Genomic DNA, 20,127 nt, shown 5'->3' on the forward strand with positions numbered 1-20,127 from the left:
GCTTCGTCACTTCCGTCCCAGCCACGCGCACGACGTACGGCGTCCGGGAGCGGGTTCAGCGGCATACCGCTGCTCGGAAGGGCGAAGGGTGTGTCCATGCAAAAGGGGGCATGGCAGGATCGAACCGAGCCACTCAATGCCCCCCACCCACGTCACGTGCAGGAGGACGCAATGCCCATCGCCACCCCTGAGGTGTATGCCGACATGCTCGACCGCGCGAAGGCCGGTTCCTTCGCGTATCCCGCCATCAACGTGAGCAGCTCGCAGACGCTCAATGCCGCGCTCAGGGGCTTCGCCGACGCGGGGTCGGACGGCATCATCCAGATCTCCACCGGTGGTGCCGAGTACCTGTCCGGCCCGACGGTCAAGAACATGGTGACCGGTTCGCTCGCCTTCGCCGCGTACGCGCACGAGGTCGCCAAGAACTACCCGGTCAACATCGCGCTCCACACCGACCACTGCCCCAAGGACAAGCTCGACGGCTTCGTCCGGCCGCTCCTCGAGGCGTCGACCGAGCGGGTCAAGGGCGGCGGGCTGCCCTACTTCCAGTCGCACATGTGGGACGGGTCGGCCGTCCCGCTCGACGAGAACCTCGAGATCGCGCACGAGCTGCTCGCCAAGGCGAAGGCCGCCAACGTCATCCTCGAGATCGAGGTGGGCGTCGTCGGCGGCGAGGAGGACGGCGTCGAGGGCGCGATGGACGACAAGCTCTACTCGACGCCTGAGGACGCCATCGCGACGATCAAGGCGCTCGGCTCCGGCGAGCACGGGCGCTACCTGACGGCTCTCACCTTCGGCAACGTCCACGGCGTCTACAAGCCGGGCAACGTCAAGCTCCGCCCCGAGATCCTCCTGCAGGCCCAGCAGGCCGCGGCGAAGGAGCTCGGCCTCGGTGACGACGCCCGGCCCTTCGACCTCGTCTTCCACGGCGGGTCCGGCTCGCTCGCCGAGGAGATCTCGGCGGCGGTCGACTACGGCGTCGTCAAGATGAACGTCGACACCGACACGCAGTACGCGTACACCCGTCCGGTCGCCGGCTGGATGCTGAGCAACTACGACGGCGTGCTCAAGGTCGACGGCGAGGTGGGCAACAAGAAGCAGTACGACCCGCGCGCCTGGGGCAAGGAGGCCGAGGCCGGTATGGCGGCCCGTGTGGCCGAGGCCTGCGAGCACCTCCGCTCGGCGGGAACGCACAAGTGACAAGCCAATTCGGTATGGCGCTCGGCTGGGAGATCTCGTGAGTAGCGACCTGCTCGGCATCCCCGAGACCCTCCTGCCGGCGGACCCGGCGGCGGAGCGGCTCGAGGCCGGCGCGGACCCGGTGCACGTGGCGTCGTGGCACCCGACCTCGTCGCTCGCCTGGGCCGTGCTCGCCGAGGACGCCCTCGCCGACGGTGACCGCGACGTCGAGGCCTATGCCTATGCCCGGACCGGCTACCACCGTGGCCTCGACGCGCTGCGCCGCGCCGGCTGGCGCGGCCAGGGCCCGGTGCCGTGGTCGCACGAGCCGAACCGGGGCTGGCTCCGGGCTCTCGCCGCGCTGGCGAGGGCGGCGCGGGCCATCGGGGAGACCGACGAGGAGGCCCGGTGCACCGAGTTCCTCCGGGCCAGCTCGACGGAGGCGGCGCGCGAGCTCGGTCTCTGACTCGTCCGGGCCGGTCGGCCAGGTCTGGCCGAGCGGGCGATGTGCGCAGCCGTGGCCGATCCGCGCAGGAGTGGACGAAATGCAGAGGCGTGGCTGAAATTTCACGTGCTCCTGCGCAAAGTCCGTGCACCTGCGCAGATCACGGCCTCAGTTGTCCACAGGCCGCGGCGCAGCCCTGTCCTGGTCGGTGCCGAGAGGCGAGCATGCCTGCATGGACCTCGACCTCATCGCCCGGGAGCAGGTGTTTCCCTACCATCGTGCGCTCGCGGCCGGTATCGGCCGCGACGAGCTGCGCCGCCTGATTCGGTCCGGAGCGTGCCGACGGCTCCATCACGGCTGGTTCACGACGTCGACGACGGAGGACCCGGCTGAGCTCCACCGGCTGCGCTGTGCGGCCCTCGTGCAGCAGTACAGAGGGCACGCGGTGGTGAGCCACGTCTCGGCCGTGATCCGGCTCGGGCTGCCGACCTATGCGGCCAAGTACGACACCGTCCACCTCATGGCGACGTCGGGCACCAGACGCGGTCATCGGAAAAGGGACCTCATCATCCATCCGAGCCTGCGGTCGGTGGATGGGCCGGGCGGGTTGCCGCACACCTCCGCGGGCACGGTTCACCCTGCAGTGGCCATCGCGCTCGCTGGCCTCGACGACCCGAGGGCGTTCCTCGTGCCGGCGGACCCCGCGCTGGCCAAGGGTCTGGTCAGCGTGCAGGACCTCACCGCTGCAGTCGCGCTGCTCTGTCGGCGACCAGGCGTCGAGCGTGTCCGCTCGGCCCTCGACCACTGTGATGCCAGACATGAGTCGCCCGGAGAGACCCTGACCGCGCACGTGCTGCGGCATCTGGGCTACCGGGCCGTTCCCCAGGTCCAGATCCCCGGGACCGAGCGCTGGACGCCAGGGAGGCAGGGGTATCGCGTCGACTTCCTCATCGAGGGCACCAGGGTCATCGTCGAGTTCGACGGGCGAACGAAGTACGAGTCTGGCAGCCGGCTCTGGGAGGAGAAGCAGCGCGAGGACCGGATCCGGGAACTGGGCTACGAGGTGGTCCGCCTCACCATGGCCGACCTCCGCAACCCGGCGCGAGTGCGGGAAGTAGTCGAAGCGGCTCTGCGACGGTCGAGGCGGCGGGCGGGGTGATTCGGGCAGAAGTGGCGTTCCGAGCAGACGCACGTGAAATACCAGCGACCTCTGCGCATTTCACCCACCCCTGCCCATTTCACCCACTCCTGCGCAGAGCACCCACTCCTGCGCAGAGCAGATCAGCCACTCTTGCGCAGATCAGCCACTCCAGTTTGGGGCCGCACACTCTCGCTGGCATCAGCCCCGGACGTGGCTGGGGAGCTTGATCCGCACCGCACTAGGCTCGATCCGGGCCTCGAGCCACACCACCCCGGCGTGCTCGTCGCCGTCGACGTGGATGGTCAGCGGCAGGTCCGACTCGACCCGGACCGACCGGGCTGTGCTCTGCTGCAGTCCGGGCACGTCCCAGTGCCACCGGAGCAGTCCCTTGAGGGCGATCGGCACCCAGCCGACGAGGTGTCCGGGGCCGACGGCCAGCACATGCAGCAGGCCGTCGTTGGCGCGTGCACCCCGCAGGACCTCCACGCCGAGCGGGATCCGGCCCACGCTGCCGGCAAGCAGGCACCACAGCCGGCCCTCCTCCATCGGCCCGTCGTCGCGACGGAACCGCATCGGCAGCAGCGGGGCGCCCAGGGTCGCGAGGGCCGGGACGAAGTACGCGACCCATCGGATGTGCTTCTTCAGAGCCGGGCGGACCAGCTCGATGGTGCGGGCATCCTGTCCCACTCCCGCCATCACGACGAAGGGGCCCTCGCGCACGGCGCCGTCTGGCCGGCCCCACCGGGCGCGGCCCAGGTCGACATCGCGGGGCACACCGTCGAGGGCGACCGCCACCGAGCGGCGGAGCGACGCGTACGGCAGGCGCAGGTTGCGCGCGAACAGGTTCGCGGTCCCGCGCGGGACGATGCCGAGCGGGACTCCGGTCCCCGCGAGCGCGCCGGCGACCTCCCGGACCGTTCCGTCGCCCCCGACGACGACCACGAGGTCCGCCCCGTCCTCGGCCGCGGCGCGGGCCTGCGTCCCGCCGGGCGCGGCGACGGTCGTCCAGGCCACGACCGGCTCCGGCCATCCGCGCGACCGGCAGCCTGCCTCGAGCGCCGCCACCGCCGCCCGGGCCGGGTCACGGACCGGGTTGGCGACGACTGCGAGGCGCACGGACCCGAGTCTGCCGCACCCGTGCCAACCGCGCCGCGCGGCCGAACAGCCGGTATGCCGGTCAGCTCACTCCCGCTCGGTACGTTGCCTCGCCGCTCGCCGCGGCCTCTCGATGCTCAGCCGAGTCGCGTGACCCAGCTTGCCTTCAGGGGGCGGCGTGCCCCTCGAGGAGGGCCGGGACGCAGGGGCTGATCTCCCGGGCGAGGAAGCCGACCGCTCCCTGTGCCTCGGCTAGCCGCTCTCCGGCGAGACCGTGCAGGTGCGCCGCCCAGCAGGCCGCTTGGGCGGGCTCGGCACCGCGGGCGAAGAGGCCGGCTACGATCCCCGCCTGGACGTCTCCCGAGCCCGAGACGCCGAGTCCCGGACCGCCCGCCCGCGTCTCCCAGGCCGCGCCGTCAGGGGCCGCCACGAGCTTGCCCTCGCCGCCGAGGATGACGACCGCGCCGGTCACTGCCGCCAGCTTCCTCGTGCAGGCGACCGGGTCGGCGGCGAGCTCGTCGTCGTCGATGCGGAGGGTGAGAGCGACCTCGCTCGGGTTGAGGCTGAGGATGGCGCGGCCGTCGAGGTGGCGCAGCCCCTCGTGGTGGGCGGTGACGTAGGCGGAGCCGACGGCGTCCACGACGATCGGCCGGTCCACCCGCGGAATGATCCGCTCCAGCAGTGCCACCGTGGGGTCTGGGCTCGAGAACCCGGAGCCCACGAGGAGCGCATCGGCCTGCTCCGCGAGCTCGAGGACGGTGTCGGCCGCGGACCCGGCGATGTTCCCGTCGTCGTCCGCAGGCAGCGGGACGACGCGCGCCTCGGGCACCGCGACGGCGAGGGCCGCCGCGACAGGAGCCGCCGTGGCGATCTGCAGCTTGCCGGCCCCGGCCCGGAGCACCGCCTCGCCCGCTAGGAGCACGGCGCCCGGAGTGTGGGCGGTGCCGCCGACGACGAGGGTCCGCCCACGCGCCTCCTTGTTCTCGCCCGGCGCCGGCAGCGGCCAACCCAGCAGCAGCTCCCGGGTGATGGGCGTCGTCCCGCCCGGGCCGAGCGGGCGCTCAGTGGACATCGCCCGCCCGCTCGGTCTTGCTCGGCTCGTCGGTCGCGGGGGTCGCTGCCGCGTCCACGGCGCTCGTGTCGGCGAAGTGGTCGAGCCGCAGCCGGCCGTCCTTCTCCACGTACCGCGTCATCGAGCAGTTGGGGAGCGGCTCCTCCCGGTCGATGTCGAGCAGCTCAGGCTCCGTGAGGTTCTCGAGGACGTAGCGGAAGCTCATGATCACGGCCTGGTGGGTGAAAAGCCACAACCGCTGGCCCTCCCAGCCCTCGAGGTCGCGGAGGATCGAGCGGACACGCAGGCTCACGTCGCACCAGCTCTCCCCGGACGGCGGCACGTAGTAGAACTTCCCGATCAGGTCACGCCGCGCCGCCTCCTGGGCGTACTCCTCCCGGATGCCGTACCCCGTCAGCCCGTCGAAGACGCCCAGGTCCCGCTCGCGCAGCCGCTCGTCGAAGAGCAGGTCGACGTCGCCTCCCCAGGCCCCGTTGGCCCGCTCCGCGGTCTCAGCCGCACGCCGGTACGGCGACGAGACCACGACGTCAGGCGCCTCGGCGTCGGGGAGCTTCGCGAGGTACCGTCCGACGGCCTCGGCCTGCTCGCGGCCGGCGTCCGAGAGCGGCACGTCGGCGTCGCGCAGCTCGAGGTCGAGTCGCAACGCCTTCGCCTCCCTGGCCTTCTGGTCGGCAAGGTTGCCGATGCTCTGGCCGTGTCGGACGAGGACGAGCTCGGACGGCCACGCGGTCGCTCGGGTCAGGATTCCTCTGGGCACGGGTTCGCCTCCTCAGGTCGTTTCCCCTGCCCCTACCCAACGTGTCCTCGTTCCAAGACGCAGCCGGTATGCCGCTGTGCCGGCCTCCCGAGACAGCCCTCGCTTTCGGCGGCGTCCGTCTCGGTGCCGCGGCGACAATGGGACATGCGCTACGCAGTGACTGGAGCCACCGGTTTCGTCGGGGGCGAGCTCGCGCGCCAGCTCGTCGCCGACGACCATCACGTCGTCGCCCTCGTCCGGTCACCGGGCAAGGCAGCCGAGCTGACCGCCCGCGGTGTCGAGCTCGTGCCCGGGGACCTCGATGACGCCGACGCCCTCGACCGCCTGCTGGAGGGCGCCGACGGGCTCTTCCACGTCGCCGGCTGGTACAAGGTCGGCGAGCGCGACTCGTCACCCGGCCGGAGGGTGAACGTCGAGGGGACCAGGAACGTGCTCGAGTCGGCGCGGCGGGCCGGCATCGCCAAGGTCGTCCACACGAGCACTCTCGCCGTGAACTCGGACACCGCTGGTCGGGTCGTGGACGAGACGTACCACTACAGCGGTCGGCACCTGTCGACATACGACCGGACCAAGGCCGAGGCGCACGCCCTGGCAACGGAGTTCGCCGCCCAGGGTGTGCCCGTCGTCATCGTCATGCCCGGAGGGATCTACGGACCGGGGGACACCTCACAGGTGGGCGAGCTCCTCGAGCAGGTCGTGGCGGGGCGGCGTGCCGTTGCGCCCCGCGGCGCAGGTGAGCTGACGTGGGCGCATGTCTCCGACATCGCCCGCGGCCACATCCTCGCCATGGAGCGCGGCGTCGTCGGCGAGGCCTACATGCTCGTCGGCGACCGGGCCACCCTCGCCGACCTGCTTCAGCGCGCCGCCAGTATCGCGGGCACGAGGGGACCCGTCCTCGTGCCCGCCGGGGCGATCCGTGTCGGCGAGAAGGTGATGACCCAGGTCACCAGGGTCGTGCCGGTGCCAGCGCTGTACCACCCGGAGAGCCTGCGGTCGGCGCTCGCGTCCTACCTAGGCACCCGGCAGAAGGCCGAGCGGGAGCTCGGCTGGCACAGTCGTCCCCTCGATGAGGGCCTGGCCGAGACGATCGCCGCCATCCGAGCCGGCTCAGCCCGCTGAGCTTGCTCAATCCGCTGACCCTCCCCAGCCCTGAGCCGAGTGGATCAGTGGAACTCGTAGGACCCGCCCACCGGCCGCCAGTCCGCAGGCGGGTCCTCGCCGGCGCGACCGTCGATCGACTCCCGCAGCAGGTCCGCATGGCCGGTGTGCCGGCCGTACTCCTCGACGAGGTCGAAGACCAGCCGGCGCAGGTTGGCATGGGTTCCGTCAGGAGCTGACGCCGCGACGGTTTGGTCGAGGCCGCCATCGGCGATCGCGACGCCAAGGCGTCGGCGGGAGCGTTGCACGGCACCGTCATAGAGGGCGTACAGCTCCTCCGGGCTGTCGCCGGCCGCGGACTGGAAGTCCCAGTCACCAGTGCCGTCCCAGGCCATCGATGTCCAGGGCTCGCCGAGCGGTTCGTCCCGCAGCTTCTTTGTCGTGTGGAAATCCTCGACGACAGCGAGGTGCTTGAGCAGGCCGCCGATGGTGAGGGTCGAGGCTCCGATCCGGGTCTTGAGCGCGGTCGTGTCGAGCCCGTCCGCCTTCCACCGGAACGTCGTGCGGAGGCGGTCGAGAGCGCCGAGGAGGTGCTCGACCTCGTCCCCGGCCAGAGGGGGCTCCCACGGCGGGACGTGCTGCTGGGTGACGGCGTCTGTGTCCATGCGGCGACCGTAGACGGGGTTCCGGACGCTCGGCTTCCGGAAGGCGGGCGCCGCCGTGCTCTCGGTCGTCGAGGGCGTGCTCTCGATGGTCGGGAGAGTGCTCTCGAGGGTGGCGGTCGTGCTCGGGGTCGGACGCCGGAGGCGAACCGATAGCCTTGCGGGTGGTTCACCCGTGGCGGGTGGGCGTCGACGGAAGGCGGAGTGATGCCGGCAATCGTGCTCGTCGGAGCGCAGTGGGGCGATGAGGGCAAGGGCAAGGCGACGGACCTGCTCGGCAGCAGCGTCGACTACGTCGTCAAGTTCAACGGCGGCAACAACGCCGGGCACACGGTCGTCATCGAGCAGGACGGCAAGCGCGAGAAGTACGCGCTGCACCTGCTGCCCTCCGGCATCCTCAGCCCGAACTGCACCCCGGTCATCGGCAACGGCGTCGTCGTCGACCTTGGCGTCCTCTTCGAGGAGCTCGATGGGCTCGACGGCCGCGGCATCGACACGAGCCGGCTGCTCGTCTCGGCCAACGCGCACGTCATCCCGTCCTACAACCGGACCCTCGACAAGGTGACCGAGCGCTTCCTCGGCAGCCGCCGCATCGGCACGACCGGGCGCGGCATCGGGCCGACCTACGCCGACAAGATGAGCCGGACCGGCATCCGTATCCAGGACCTCTACGACGAGAAGATCCTGCGCCACAAGGTCGAGGCTGCCCTCGACTTCAAGAACCAGGTCCTCGCCAAGATCTACAACCGCCGGGCCGTCGACCCTGACGAGGTCGTGACCGAGCTGCTCGAGCACGCCGAGCGGCTCGCGCCCATGGTCGCCGACACGTCACTCGTCCTGTCGCAGGCGCTCGACCGCGGCGAGACGATCCTCTTCGAGGCCGGCCAGGCCACCCTCCTCGACGTCGACCACGGCACCTACCCGTACGTCACGTCGAGCAACGCGACGGCGGGCGGCGCCTGCACCGGCTCCGGCGTCCCACCGACCCGGATCGACTCCGTCATCGCGGTCCTCAAGGCCTACACCACCCGCGTCGGCGAGGGCCCGTTCCCGACCGAGCTGCACGACGACATGGGCGAGTTCCTCCGCAAGACCGGCGGCGAGTACGGCGTCACGACCGGCCGCCCGCGCCGCTGCGGCTGGCTCGACGCGGTCATCGGCCGTTACGCGAACCGGATCAACGGCGTCACCGACTTCGTGATGACCAAGCTCGACATCCTCACCGGCCTCGAGCGGGTCCCGATCTGCGTCGCCTATGACGTCGACGGCGTCCGGCACGACGAGATGCCGGTTGGCCAGACGGACTTCCACCACGCGCGGCCGATCTACGAGTACCTCGACGGCTGGTGGGAGGACATCACCCACTGCCGCAGCTTCGACGAGCTGCCCGCCAACGCCCAGGCCTAGGTCCTGCGCGTCGAGGAGCTCGTCGGCGCCCGCGTCTCGGCCATCGGCGTCGGCCCGGGCCGCGACGAGATCATCGAGCGCTTCCCCCTCAAGCCCGCCACGGCGTGACCGCGCGGACGCGCGGCGCGAGCTGAGCGGCATACGAAATCGTTTGTACGAGAAGGAAACCAATGGCAGAGAAGGTCGTCGAGCAGGACTGGGTGACGCGGCTGGCCGATGAGGTCATCGCCGACGCGAAGGACCGCGGGATCGAGACGATCGTCTGCGCGTCCGGCATCAGCCCGTCCGGTCCGATCCACCTCGGCAACTTCCGTGAGCTCATCACGCCGCACCTCGTCGCCGACGAGATCAAGCGGCGCGGGGTGCCCTGCGAGCACATCCTCTCGTGGGACGACTACGACCGCTTCCGCCGCGTTCCGAAGGGACAGCCGGGGGTGGACGAGACGTGGGAGCAGTACATCGGTATGCCGCTCACCTCCGTCCCGGCGCCCGCCGGCTCCCCGCACGCGAACTGGGCCGACCACTACAAGGCGCCGCTCATCGAGGCGATGGAGCAGCTCGGCATCAAGGTGCGCGGCATCAGCCAGACGGGGCAGTACCGGGCCGGCACCTACGTCGACCAGGTGCTGCTCGCGATGCGGGAGCGGCACAAGATCGACGAGGTGCTCGCCCGGTACCGCACGCTCGAGGCGGCCGCCGACGCGAAGCAGAAGGCCAGCGGGAAGGCGAAGGGCAAGGGCGGCAAGGCCGCCGAGCTGACGCCCGAGCAGGAGGCGGCGCAGACCGAGGCCGAGCGGGGCTCCGGTGCGGCGGCCGAGGACGACGGCAGCGAGGGCAGCCGCGGGTACTACCCGTTCAAGCCGTACTGCACGTCGTGCGGGACCGACTTCACGACCGTGACGGCCTACGACGACGAGACGAACGCCCTGACGTACGTCTGTGCGAAGTGCGGCAACGAGGAGACCGTCGACCTCAAGACCTTCCACAACGGCAAGCTCGTGTGGAAGGTCGACTGGCCGATGCGGTGGGGCTACGAGCAGGTCCTGTTCGAGCCGTCCGGCGTCGACCACCAGTCGCCCGGCTCGTCGTTCGTCGTCGGCAAGGACCTCGCGCCGATCTTCGGGTGGCAGCGGCCGATCGGACCGATGTACGCCTTCGTCGGGATCGCCGGGATGGCGAAGATGAGCTCGTCACGCGGCGGTGTGCCGATCCCGAACGACGCGCTCGAGGTGATGGAGCCGCAGGTGCTCCGGTGGCTCTACACCCGTCGCAAGCCGAACCAGAGCTTCGACATCGCCTTCGGCCAGGAGCTGCAGCGGCTCTATGACGAGTGGGATGCGCTGGCGCGCAAGGTCGCCGGTGGATCCGCCCAGGCCGGGGACCTGGCCGCCTACATGCGTGCCACCTCGACCGCGGCCGGGGTGCTGCCGACGACGCCGCACCCGATGCCGTTCCGGACGATCGCGTCGGTCGTCGACATCACCCAGGGCGACGAGGCGCAGACCGTGCGCATCCTGTCGGACCTCGACCCCGACGACCCGGTCGGGTCGATCGACGAGCTGCAGCCGCGGCTGGGCTGCGCACGGCGGTGGATGCTCGGGTACGTCCCCGAGGAGGACCGGACCGTCGTCCGGTCGGCCCCCGACCTCGAGCGGTTGGGCGGGCTGGACGAGCAGCAGCTCGAGTCTCTGCGCATGCTCGTGGAGGGGCTGGACGACCACTGGTCGCTCGACGGCCTGACCCATCTCGTGTATGCCGTGCCGAAGGTGCAGCGCGGCATCGACCCGGCCGCGAAGGTCAAGGACCCCGAGCTGTCGAGGGCGCAGCGCGCGTTCTTCGCCCTGGTCTACGAGCTGCTGGTCGGCAAGGACACCGGACCGCGGCTCCCGACGCTGCTGCTGGCACTCGGCAAGGACACCGTCAAGGGCCTGCTCACCCCCGCCTGACCCTCGTGCGGGGGCCCTTGGGGCGTTCTGACGCCGCCGAGGGGGCACCCCCCGTTTGACGGAAGAGTTGGAATCCGGCCGAATCGGGTCACGAGGAAAACGCCATCAAAGCACGCTTAGAACCGACAAGAGCGTCCAAACGCTATGTCGCGCGCGGCGGCCCGAAATTGCCAAAGGTAAAATGTTGTTCAAGAAGTCGTCAGACCGGTCGACTCGGCGGCGATGAGGACGAGAAGATGAGCGGGACGTCAAGGAGTGCGAACCACCCACCCTCCCCGCCGGTCTCTCCCCCCGAGGCCCCTTGGCCGTCAGCGCAGAGCGATCCCCCGATCGCGCGCTCCCAAGGCGAGGGGCGCGATGCTTTCCCCCCGCATCCCGCCCCTCGCCTTCCACATTCACAAGCGCCCCTTGGATATAGGCGGTGCATCTCCTGGGGTGGCGTCTCAGAGCGTTGTTGAACGGCACGCCTGACGCTTAATCCGAGCAACGGGGTTTTGGATGTGTGACGGGTGGGACCAAACGCTCACTCGACATGAAGCGGTGGCGCGACGCGCTCACTCGCGGTGTGGCGGGTGGGACGAAGCGCTCACTCGAGGAGAAAGGTCAGCCCCAGGAGGGGTCAGGAGGCTGTCAGCACCGTCATCCGGTGCGCTGCCCTGGTCAGCGCGACGTAGAGGACACGGACGCCGCCGGGGGACTCCCGAGTGATCTCGTCCGGGTCGACGATGACCGTGGCGTCGTACTCGAGACCCTTGGTCGACATCGGGTCGACGACGTGGACACGAGCCGGCCCATCACCGGCCGCGCCATCGAGCGGTGCGAGCTGAGCGGCATACCGCTTGGGGGTGATGACGGCGATGGCGCCCTCGACCTCGTCGAGGAGGGCCTCGACAGCCGCCCGCGCCGTGGCGAGCGCGTCATCCCCGAGCGGTTGGACGAGCGGGTCGACGCCGGTCTCGCGCACGGCCTTGGGGATGTCGGCGTCCGGGACCTCCCGCTGCACCACGTCGGCGGCGTACTCGAAGATCTCCCGCGCGTTGCGGTAGTTGGTGTCCATGTGGAAGTGCCGCCGCTGCTGGCTGCCGAACGCCTCGTCGCGGGCCCGGACCGCCTCGGCGGGCTCCGGCCAGGACGCCTGGGCAGCGTCGCCGACGACCGTCCACGAGGCGTGCCGGCCCCGGCGGCCGATCATCCGCCACTGCATCGGGGAGAGGTCCTGCGCCTCGTCGACGAGCACGTGGGCGTACTCCTCGGGCCGTCCGATCCGGCCGGCGAGCAGCTGCCCGCGCGGGTCCTCCGGGACGACCGTGGACTGGGTGGCACCACGGGACCGGGAGACCGGCTGCACCTCGGTGACGCCGTACTGGCTGAGGTCCTCGAGCTCCTCGATCTCGTAGAAGCCGCGCTCCTCCTGCGGCTCCTCCTGCACCGGGCCGAGGCGGGCGGCGAGGTCGTCGATGAGGGCGACGTCGGCCACGGACCAGGTGCCGGTCTCGAGGGCGGTCCGCCACGACTCGGCGAGCAGGTCGGCCTCGCCGGGCTCGAGGGAGCGCCGGGCGTGGCGGTGGGCGAGGTCGGCGTCGCTGAGCCACAGGAGGACCTCGCGCGGGTCGACCTGGGGCCACCACGCCTTCATGAAGGCCTCGACGTCGAGGTGGTCCTCCCACCGGTCGATGAACTCCGCCTTGGCGTCGCGGTCACCACGGATCCCCAGGGAGGCCCAGGCGGCCTCGCCGAGGGCGGCCTGGGCGGCGGCCGTGCCGGCGTTGCGCTGGTGCTGCCGGAGCACCAGGGACCGGACGTGGTCAAGGGCGCGGGCATCGAGCCGCACGGCCTGCCCGGCCACGATCGCCCGGAACTCCGTCGGGGCGTCGGGGACGCGGCCGCGGGCCGCGGCGGCGAGCAGCGGGCGCATCCGCGTCGAGCCCTTGATCCGCGCGACGGCCGGCGGGTCGAGGCGCTCGGTGTCGATCGCGTCGACGACGTCGCCGACGGGCCGCAGGATGACGCTCTCCTCGCCCAGGGAGGGGAGCACGCGCTCGATGTACGCGGTGTAGGCCGCCGACGGGCCGACGACGAGGATGCCGCCGGACTCGAAGCGTCGCCGGTCGGAGTAGAGCAGGTAGGCGGCCCGGTGCAGCGCGACGACGGTCTTGCCGGTGCCCGGTCCGCCGCTGATCTCGGTGATGCCGCGGGCGCTGGCCCGGATCGCCTCGTCCTGATGGGCCTGGATCGTCGCGACGATGTCGCGCATCTGCGCGCCGCGGCTGCGGGTCAGCGCGGCCATGAGGGCGCCGTCGCCGACGACGACGAGGTCGTCGGGCGCCTCGGGGACCATGAGGTCGTCCTCGATGCCGATGACGGTCGCACCGCGGCTGCGCAGGACGCGGCGCCGGATCACGCTCATCGGGTGGGTCGGGGTCGCCCGGTAGAACGGCTCGGCCGCCGGGGCGCGCCAGTCGATGACGAGCGGCTCGTAGTCGTCGTCGCGCACCCCGATCCGGCCGATGTAGCGGACCTCGCGCTCGTCGGCCGCCGAGGTCGTATGCCGCTGAGCGGGCGCTGTGGTCGAGTGCCCGTTCCCGTGTGCCGGGGTCTCGTGGGTCTCGTGCCCGTTGCGCTCACCCATGGCGTGGTCGAGGTCGAGGCGGCCGAAGACGAGTCCCTCGTACTGGGTGTCCAGGGCGCTGCGGCGGCGGGCCGCGTGGTAGACGAGGGCGTCGCGCTGGAAGAGGCTCGCGCCCTCGGCGTCACCGGTCTCGACCGTGCGGCCGAACTGGCCGCGCGACAGTCCCTCGGCGTGGACGGCCTCGGCCCGGCCCGCGGCCTTCTCGAGCTCAGCGAGCACGCGGTCCACGTGGGCCTGCTCGATGGCGATCTGCTCGGCGACGACGTCGGGCACGGCGGCGCCACGGGTTGTGGTGTTCGACGAACTCACGGACTCCCCAGTGCTTCTCATGCTTCACGTGGCTGCCGGCAGCGGGCGTGTCCAGCACGCTTCGACGGCCACCCCGTCCGGACGCGGGAACCATTCAGTCTACTGTCCTGGCATGGTTTCCCCTGCATGCGTCCCCCCAACCGGTGTGCCCCTTGTCGGCCGGACCGTCCGGCTCGACGTCATGGCGCCGGAGGACGCGGAGGGGCTCTTCGCGGTCTACTCGGACCCGGAGTGCTATCGGCACGGCTACGCCATGGGGACGCCGCACGGCTCGCTGGCGGAGACGGAGGCGATGGTGGCGGCGTCGGTCGCGGCACGGGCGACCGGCCGGACCGCCTACACGGTGCGGCTCGTCGCGGACTCGGAGCTGGGCGCCGCAGGGACGATCGTGGGGAGCAGCTCGCTGGGCGATGTCGACACGGCCAGCCAGCACGTCCACCTCGGCTGGACGATGTACGGCTCGCGCTGGTGGGGCACCACGGTCAACCCGGAGGCGAAGTTCCTCCTGCTCGCCCACGCCTTCGAGACGTGCGGGTTCGGGCGGGTCAAGATCCAGACCGACGTCATCAACGACCGGTCGCGGGCCGCGATCGAGAAGCTCGGGGCGAGCTTCGAGGGGGTCGTGCGACGCGACAAGCTGCGGGCCGACGGGTCATGGCGGGACACCGCGGTCTACTCGATCCTCGTCGACGAGTGGCCTGAGGTCCGCGCTGGACTGCTCCGGCGGCTCGGGGCCTGACCCCCTAGGCTTTTCGCCGTGAAGGTCCTCGTCCTCGGTTCCGGCGCCCGTGAGCACGCACTGGTCAAGGCCATCGCGGCCGACCCCGAGGTCGAGGCGGTCATCGCGGCGCCCGGCAACCCGGGCATCGACGCGACGGCCCTGTGCGTGGCCGTCGACATCCTCGACGGCCAGGCTGTCGCCGAGCTCGCGCGGCAGCACGCCGTCGACCTCGTCGTCATCGGGCCCGAGGCCCCGCTCGTCACGGGCGTCGCGGACGTATGCCGCTCGGCCGGCTTCCCGGTCGTCGGACCGTCCGCTGCGGCGGCGCGGCTCGAGGGCAGCAAGTCGTTCGCCAAGGAGGTCATGGCGGCGGCCGACGTGCCCACCGCGCGGGCGCTCGTGTGCACGACGATCGAGCAGGCCGAGTCGGCCCTGGACGCGATCGGCGGTCCCCACGTCGTCAAGGACGACGGGCTCGCGGCCGGCAAGGGTGTCGTCGTGACCGATTCGATGGACGAGGCGCTCGAGCACGCGCGCGCCTGCCTCGCCAAGGAGGACGGCTGCCTCGTCGTCGAGGAGTACCTCGACGGCCCGGAGGTCTCGGTCTTCTGCCTGTCCGACGGGACGACCGTCGTGCCGCTCCAGCCGGGCCAGGACTTCAAGCGGGTCGGCGACGGTGACGCCGGCCTCAACACCGGCGGCATGGGTGCCTACTCGCCGCTCGACTGGGCGCCGAGGACGCTCGTGGCCGACGTCGTCGAGCGTGTCGCCCAGCCGACCATCGACGAGATGCGCCGGCGGGGGACGCCGTTCGTCGGGGTCCTCTACGTCGGACTCGCACTCACCTCGCGCGGTCCGCGTGTCGTCGAGTTCAACGCCCGGCTCGGGGACCCGGACGGCCAGGCCGTCCTGGCTCGTCTCGAGACGCCCTTCGCCCAGTTGCTGCATGCCACCGCGACCGGCGCGCTCGCGGACTTCCCCGACCTGCGCTGGTCGAGCGACGCGGCGGTCGTCGTCGTCATCGCCTCGGCCGGCTACCCGGCGGCACCCCGCACCGGCGACCCGATCACCGGGCTCGACGCCGCCGCCGAGGTGCCAGGCGTCGCGGTGCTGCACGCAGGGACGAAGTTCGACGACGAGGGCGTCCTCGTGTCGGCCGGGGGTCGTGTCCTGGACGTCGTCGCGGTGGGAACCGACCTCGCAAAGGCAAGGTCAGCGGCATACGAGGCGGTGGAGCTCATCGAGCTCGAGGGGGCCCACCATCGGACGGACATCGCGCTGAAGGCGGAGCGCGGCGAGATCACGGTCGGAGTGTGAGATGACGAGTTCCGTTGAGCTGGAAGGGTTCCGGCACGTCTACTCGGGGAAGGTGCGCGAGCTCTACGCGCCGGTCGGGGCGGACGGCGAGGTCGTCGAGGACCGGATCATGCTGGTCGCCTCGGACCGGGTCTCGGCGTACGACTGGGTGCTCGACACCCCGATCCCCGACAAGGGCGCCGTGCTGACCCGGCTGTCGCTGTGGTGGTTCGACCAGCTCGCCGACCTCGTGCCGAACCATGTGGTGTCGACCGATGTGCCGGCGGTGGTGGCGGGGCGCGCCGTGATCGTCCGCAAGCTCGAGATGCTGAAGGTCGAGGCGATCGCCCGGGCCTATCTCACGGGTGGCGGGCTCGAGGAGTATCGCGCGAAGGGCTCGGTGTGCGGCGTGCCGCTGCCGCCCGGGCTCGAGGACGGCTCGAAGCTGCCGGAGCCCGTCTTCACGCCGACCACGAAGGCACCGGTGGGGGAGCACGACCTGCCGATGTCGCCGGCGGAGGTCGACGACTTGCTGGGAGCCGAGGTGGCCGCCGAGGTGTCGCGGCTGACCCGAGCGATCCTGGCGAGGGGCAACGAGATCGCCGCTGCCCGCGGCATCCTCATCGCCGACACGAAGGTCGAGTTCGGGCGGTCCGCGGACGGGTCCGGTGGGCTGGTGCTCGGCGACGAGGTGCTGACGCCGGACTCGTCACGCTTCTGGCCGGCCGCGGCCTGGCAGCCGGGCCGGACGCAGCCGTCCTACGACAAGCAGTTCGTCCGCGACTGGCTCACCTCGCCCCAGTCGGGCTGGTCGAAGTCGAGTGGCGAGGCGCCGCCGCCGCTGCCCGAGCGCGTGGTCGAACAGACCCGGGCGAAGTACATCGAGGCCTACGAGCTGCTGACCGGCGAGTCCTTCTGACGAGAGGCCCGGGTCACTCAGGGCTGAGCCGGGGTGTTGGCCGCCAAGAATCGGGCCGCGGCGCGAAAGTCGGCAGTGTCTCGCGGCAGGAACCGTCCACCGCCGGACCACAGCATGCGAGCATGACCGCATGTCGCAGTCACCCGCGCCGCCGAGCGGATTCGAGCGCCTCAAGGTCCGCCAGAAGCTGACCCTCATGGTCAACCGCTACGAGATCCTCGAGACCGACGAGCAGGGGACCGACCTCGGGCTGCTGTGCTTCGCCGAGCAGAAGCGGATGGCGTTCAAGGAACAGGTCACCTTCTTCACGGATGCGGGCAAGACGCAGCCGCTGTTCGGGTTCAAGGCAGACAGGGTGGTCGATCTCGGCGCCGGCTACGACGTCCTCGATGCCGGCGGCCAGCCGATCGGGTGGTTCAAGAAGGAGTTCCGGTCCTCGCTGGCGCGGTCGACCTGGCGGCTCGGGACGCCCGACGGGTTCACCTGTGTGGGCCGGGAACGCAACGCGAAGGTCGCCGTCCTCCGCCGGGTCTGGGACTTCGTCCCGGTCGTCGGCGATCTCCCGGTGCCGTGGCTCTTCCACTTCGACTTCCGGACCGGCGATGGCTCGATCGTCATGAGCTCGACGAAGAAGGTCGGCCTCAAGGACACCTACTTCATCGACCTGCCGGCGCAGTCGAACGGCTGGCGGCTCGACTGGCGGGTCGGGGCCGCGATGGCCGTGGCGCTCGACGCGTTGCAGTCCCGCTGACGCCGCCGGACGGTATGCCGCTCCGCCGCCCCTCGGGCAGGGGGTGTCCATCCGTGGATCCTGAACCGGTCACCACTTGACCGCCGGTAGACTTCATGCGTCCCGTCGGACCGTCCCCAGGAGAACCACCAATGGGAAGCATCGTCGTCGACGTCATGCTCAAACCCGAGATCCTCGACCCGCAGGGACAGGCCGTCGCCGGTGCCCTCCCACGACTGGGGTTCGCCTCGTTCAGCGACGTCCGGCAGGGCAAGCGCTTCGTCCTGACCGTGGACGGCAAGGTGACCGACGAGCACCTGGCCCAGGCCCGGGAGGCGGCGGAGAAGCTGCTCAGCAACCCGGTCATCGAGGACGTCGTCTCTGTCCGCGCCCTCGACGGTGCCGACGAGCAGGCCGCGGCCGGCCCGGAGGAGGGCGGCAAGGCGGCTCGCAAGGCTGCCCACACCAAGCAGGACGCAGCGGTCCGGACGGCTGCCCACGAGACCGGCGAGGCCGACGCGTGAGGATCGGCGTCGTCACCTTCCCCGGCTCCCTCGACGACAGGGACGCCGCTCGGGCGGTGCGCGCGTGCGGCGGCGAGGCCGTCTCCCTCTGGCACGGCGACGACGACCTCAAGGGCGTCGACGCCGTCATCCTGCCGGGAGGCTTCTCCTACGGCGACTACCTCCGGTGCGGGGCCATCGCCCGGTTCGCCCCGATCATGGACAAGCTGGTTCCGGCCGCCAAGGGCGGTCTGCCGGTCCTCGGCATCTGCAACGGCTTCCAGGTCCTGACCGAGAGCCACCTGCTGCCGGGCGCGCTGATCCGCAACGACCACCGCAAGTTCAACTGCATCGACGTCGACCTCACGGTCGAGAACACCTCGACCGCGTGGACCAGCGACTACGAGCAGGGCCAGACGATCCGGATCGTCCTCAAGAACGGCGAGGGCGCCTTCGTCGCCGACGACAAGACCCTCGACCGGCTCGAGAAGGAAGGTCTCGTCGTCTTCCGGTACGGGGTCGACGAGCACGGCCGCAACCCCAACGGCTCCTACCGCAACATCGCGGGCATCACCAACGAGCGCGGCAACATCGTCGGGCTCATGCCCCACCCGGAGCACGCCATCGAGGCCGGCTACGGCCCAGGTGTCGACGGGCGCGGCTTCTTCACCTCGGTCCTCAAGCACACCCTCGAAAGCGCAGCCACCGCATGACCCAGCCCGTCGCGCAGAGCGCGCACAGCGGCATACAGCAGCCGTCTGTCGACACCGTCGAGCACGCGGCCGAGACCCCTGACCTCGAGCAGCCGTGGGCCGAGCTCGGCCTCAAGGAGGACGAGTACGCCAACATCCGCGAGATCATCGGGCGGCGCCCGACGATCGCGGAGCTGGCGATGTACTCCGTCATGTGGTCGGAGCACTGCTCGTACAAGTCGAGCAAGGTCCACTTCAAGCTCTGGGGCGAGAACACGACCGACGAGATGCGCGAGAAGCTCCTCGTCGGCATCGGTGAGAACGCCGGCGTCGTCGACATCGGCGACGGCTGGGCGGTGACCTTCAAGGTCGAGTCGCACAACCACCCGTCCTACGTCGAGCCCTACCAGGGCGCCGCGACGGGCGTCGGGGGCATCGTCCGCGACATCATGTCGATGGGCGCCCGGCCGATCGCCGTGATGGACCCGCTGCGGTTCGGCAACCTCAGCCACCCCGACACCGCCCGCGTCCTGCCGGGCGTCGTCGCCGGCATCGGCGGCTACGGCAACTGCCTCGGCCTGCCCAACATCGGCGGTGAGGTCGTCTTCGACGACTGCTACCAGGGCAACCCGCTCGTCAACGCGCTCTGCGTCGGCGCGATGCGCACCGAGGACATCCACCTCGCCAAGGCGAGCGGCACCGGCAACAAGGTCATCCTCTTCGGCGCGAAGACCGGCGGCGACGGCATCGGCGGCGTCTCCGTGCTCGCCTCCGAGACCTTCGAGGAGGGCGGCCCAACGAAGCGGCCGGCCGTCCAGGTCGGGGACCCCTTCGCGGAGAAGGTGCTCATCGAGTGCTGTCTCGACCTCTACAAGGCAGGGGTCGTCGACGGCATCCAGGACCTCGGGGGTGCTGGGCTCTCCTGCGCCACAAGCGAGCTGGCGTCCAACGGAGACGGCGGCATGCGAGTCGAGCTCGACCTGGTGCCGCTCCGCGATGCGAGCCTTGCCCCGCACGAGATCCTCATGTCCGAGTCGCAGGAACGGATGATGGCGGTCGTCGAGCCGGACAAGGTCGACGAGTTCCTCGCCATCACCGACCGGTGGGACGTCGAGGCGACCGTCATCGGCGAGGTCACCGACGGCGACCACCTCGTCATCACCTGGCACGGCGAGGTCATCGTCGACGTGCCGCCGCGGTCCGTCGCGCACGAGGGGCCCACCTACCACCGGCCGCTCGCGCGTCCCGACTACCTCGACGCGCTTCAGGCGGACGGACCTGGCTCGCTGCGCCGTCCGGAGTCGGGCGACGAGATCCGGGCCCAGCTGCTCACCCTGCTCGGGTCGCCCAACCTCTGGGACAAGTCGTGGGTCACCGACCAGTACGACCGCTACGTCATGGGCAACACCGCGCTCGCGCAGCCCGACGACGCCGGCGTCGTGCGCGTCGACGAGTCGACCGGGCGAGGGGTCGCGGTGGCGACCGACTGCAACGGCCGGTTCGCCAAGCTCGACCCGTATGCCGGC

16 protein-coding genes and 2 pseudogenes are annotated in these 20,127 nt (G+C 71.0%); 13 read left to right on the plus strand and 5 right to left on the minus strand.

Going from position 1 to position 20,127, the window contains the following annotated elements:
* Nucleotides 1–171: 171 nt before the first annotated feature.
* From fbaA to ACTHJJ_RS11485, 3 genes are all read left to right on the plus strand, one after another.
* Nucleotides 172–1,200 carry a class II fructose-bisphosphate aldolase gene (gene fbaA / locus ACTHJJ_RS11475; RefSeq protein WP_440303077.1) on the plus strand — a complete coding sequence of 343 codons (1,029 nt, stop codon included), beginning with the start codon at nt 172–174 and terminating at the stop codon, nt 1,198–1,200.
* Nucleotides 1,201–1,237: 37 nt separating this feature from the next.
* Nucleotides 1,238–1,645, plus strand: a complete 408-nt coding sequence (locus ACTHJJ_RS11480) for a DUF3151 domain-containing protein (protein ID WP_440303078.1) — start codon at nt 1,238–1,240, stop codon at nt 1,643–1,645.
* A 211-nt stretch (nt 1,646–1,856) separates the two neighbouring features.
* Nucleotides 1,857–2,783, plus strand: coding sequence for a DUF559 domain-containing protein (locus ACTHJJ_RS11485; RefSeq protein WP_440303079.1), 927 nt, complete (start codon nt 1,857–1,859; stop codon nt 2,781–2,783).
* A gap of 180 nt (nt 2,784–2,963) precedes the next feature.
* Here ACTHJJ_RS11485 and ACTHJJ_RS11490 read toward each other — a convergent pair whose 3' ends face one another.
* The 3 genes from ACTHJJ_RS11490 to ACTHJJ_RS11500 all read right to left on the minus strand — a co-directional run bounded on the left by ACTHJJ_RS11490 (nt 2,964) and on the right by ACTHJJ_RS11500 (nt 5,689).
* The gene (locus ACTHJJ_RS11490) at nt 2,964–3,881 is read right to left on the minus strand and encodes a diacylglycerol/lipid kinase family protein (RefSeq protein ID WP_440303080.1); all 918 of its coding nucleotides are present in this window, start codon (nt 3,879–3,881) and stop codon (nt 2,964–2,966) included.
* Nucleotides 3,882–4,026: 145 nt separating this feature from the next.
* On the minus strand, nt 4,027–4,932 hold the full coding sequence (locus tag ACTHJJ_RS11495) for an NAD(P)H-hydrate dehydratase (protein WP_440303081.1): 906 nt from the start codon (nt 4,930–4,932) through the stop codon (nt 4,027–4,029).
* On the minus strand, nt 4,922–5,689 hold the full coding sequence (locus ACTHJJ_RS11500; protein WP_440303082.1) for a histidine phosphatase family protein: 768 nt from the start codon (nt 5,687–5,689) through the stop codon (nt 4,922–4,924). The genes ACTHJJ_RS11495 and ACTHJJ_RS11500 overlap by 11 nt, the downstream gene beginning before the upstream one ends.
* Before the next feature lie 144 nt (nt 5,690–5,833).
* Here ACTHJJ_RS11500 and ACTHJJ_RS11505 point away from each other — a divergent pair, with 144 nt between their 5' ends.
* A complete protein-coding gene (locus ACTHJJ_RS11505) occupies nt 5,834–6,808 on the plus strand; it encodes an NAD-dependent epimerase/dehydratase family protein (RefSeq protein WP_440303083.1) in 975 nt (324 codons plus the stop codon).
* A 44-nt stretch (nt 6,809–6,852) separates the two neighbouring features.
* Here the strand turns inward: ACTHJJ_RS11505 and ACTHJJ_RS11510 are convergent, their stop codons facing one another.
* Nucleotides 6,853–7,452, minus strand: coding sequence for a mycothiol transferase (locus ACTHJJ_RS11510; RefSeq protein WP_440303084.1), 600 nt, complete (start codon nt 7,450–7,452; stop codon nt 6,853–6,855).
* Nucleotides 7,453–7,656: 204 nt separating this feature from the next.
* On the opposite strand from ACTHJJ_RS11510, the pseudogene ACTHJJ_RS11515 reads away from it, so the two are divergent.
* Together ACTHJJ_RS11515 and lysS are read left to right on the plus strand one after the other, a co-directional pair.
* Nucleotides 7,657–8,964 (plus strand): annotated as a pseudogene (locus ACTHJJ_RS11515) (adenylosuccinate synthase).
* A gap of 62 nt (nt 8,965–9,026) precedes the next feature.
* Complete coding sequence (gene lysS, locus ACTHJJ_RS11520; protein ID WP_440303085.1) at nt 9,027–10,802, plus strand: lysine--tRNA ligase; 1,776 nt, start codon at nt 9,027–9,029, stop codon at nt 10,800–10,802.
* Nucleotides 10,803–11,421: 619 nt separating this feature from the next.
* Here lysS and ACTHJJ_RS11525 read toward each other — a convergent pair.
* Nucleotides 11,422–13,761 carry a HelD family protein gene (locus tag ACTHJJ_RS11525; RefSeq protein ID WP_440303086.1) on the minus strand — a complete coding sequence of 780 codons (2,340 nt, stop codon included), beginning with the start codon at nt 13,759–13,761 and terminating at the stop codon, nt 11,422–11,424.
* Nucleotides 13,762–13,852: 91 nt separating this feature from the next.
* Between ACTHJJ_RS11525 and ACTHJJ_RS11530 the strand changes: the two genes are divergently transcribed.
* The 7 genes and pseudogenes from ACTHJJ_RS11530 to purL form a co-directional block, all read left to right on the plus strand.
* Complete coding sequence (locus tag ACTHJJ_RS11530; RefSeq protein ID WP_440303087.1) at nt 13,853–14,479, plus strand: GNAT family N-acetyltransferase; 627 nt, start codon at nt 13,853–13,855, stop codon at nt 14,477–14,479.
* Nucleotides 14,480–14,497: 18 nt separating this feature from the next.
* Nucleotides 14,498–15,778, plus strand: coding sequence for a phosphoribosylamine--glycine ligase (gene purD, locus ACTHJJ_RS11535; protein WP_440303088.1), 1,281 nt, complete (start codon nt 14,498–14,500; stop codon nt 15,776–15,778).
* A 1-nt stretch (nt 15,779) separates the two neighbouring features.
* Entirely contained in the window at nt 15,780–16,676 is an 897-nt protein-coding gene (locus ACTHJJ_RS11540) for a phosphoribosylaminoimidazolesuccinocarboxamide synthase (protein WP_440303089.1), read from the plus strand.
* 130 nt (nt 16,677–16,806) lie between these two features.
* The gene (locus ACTHJJ_RS11545; RefSeq protein ID WP_440303090.1) at nt 16,807–17,427 is read left to right on the plus strand and encodes a hypothetical protein; all 621 of its coding nucleotides are present in this window, start codon (nt 16,807–16,809) and stop codon (nt 17,425–17,427) included.
* A 131-nt stretch (nt 17,428–17,558) separates the two neighbouring features.
* A pseudogene (gene purS, locus ACTHJJ_RS11550) lies at nt 17,559–17,804 on the plus strand (phosphoribosylformylglycinamidine synthase subunit PurS); the annotation flags it as partial.
* A 122-nt stretch (nt 17,805–17,926) separates the two neighbouring features.
* Entirely contained in the window at nt 17,927–18,622 is a 696-nt protein-coding gene (gene purQ / locus ACTHJJ_RS11555) for a phosphoribosylformylglycinamidine synthase subunit PurQ (protein ID WP_440303091.1), read from the plus strand.
* Nucleotides 18,619–20,127: phosphoribosylformylglycinamidine synthase subunit PurL (gene purL / locus ACTHJJ_RS11560; protein ID WP_440303092.1), on the plus strand; the 1,509-nt coding region annotated here is incomplete at its 3' end. The genes purQ and purL, both read left to right, overlap by 4 nt.

Source organism: Intrasporangium sp. (assembly GCF_051961875.1).
Lineage (GTDB): Bacteria > Actinomycetota > Actinomycetes > Actinomycetales > Dermatophilaceae > Intrasporangium_A.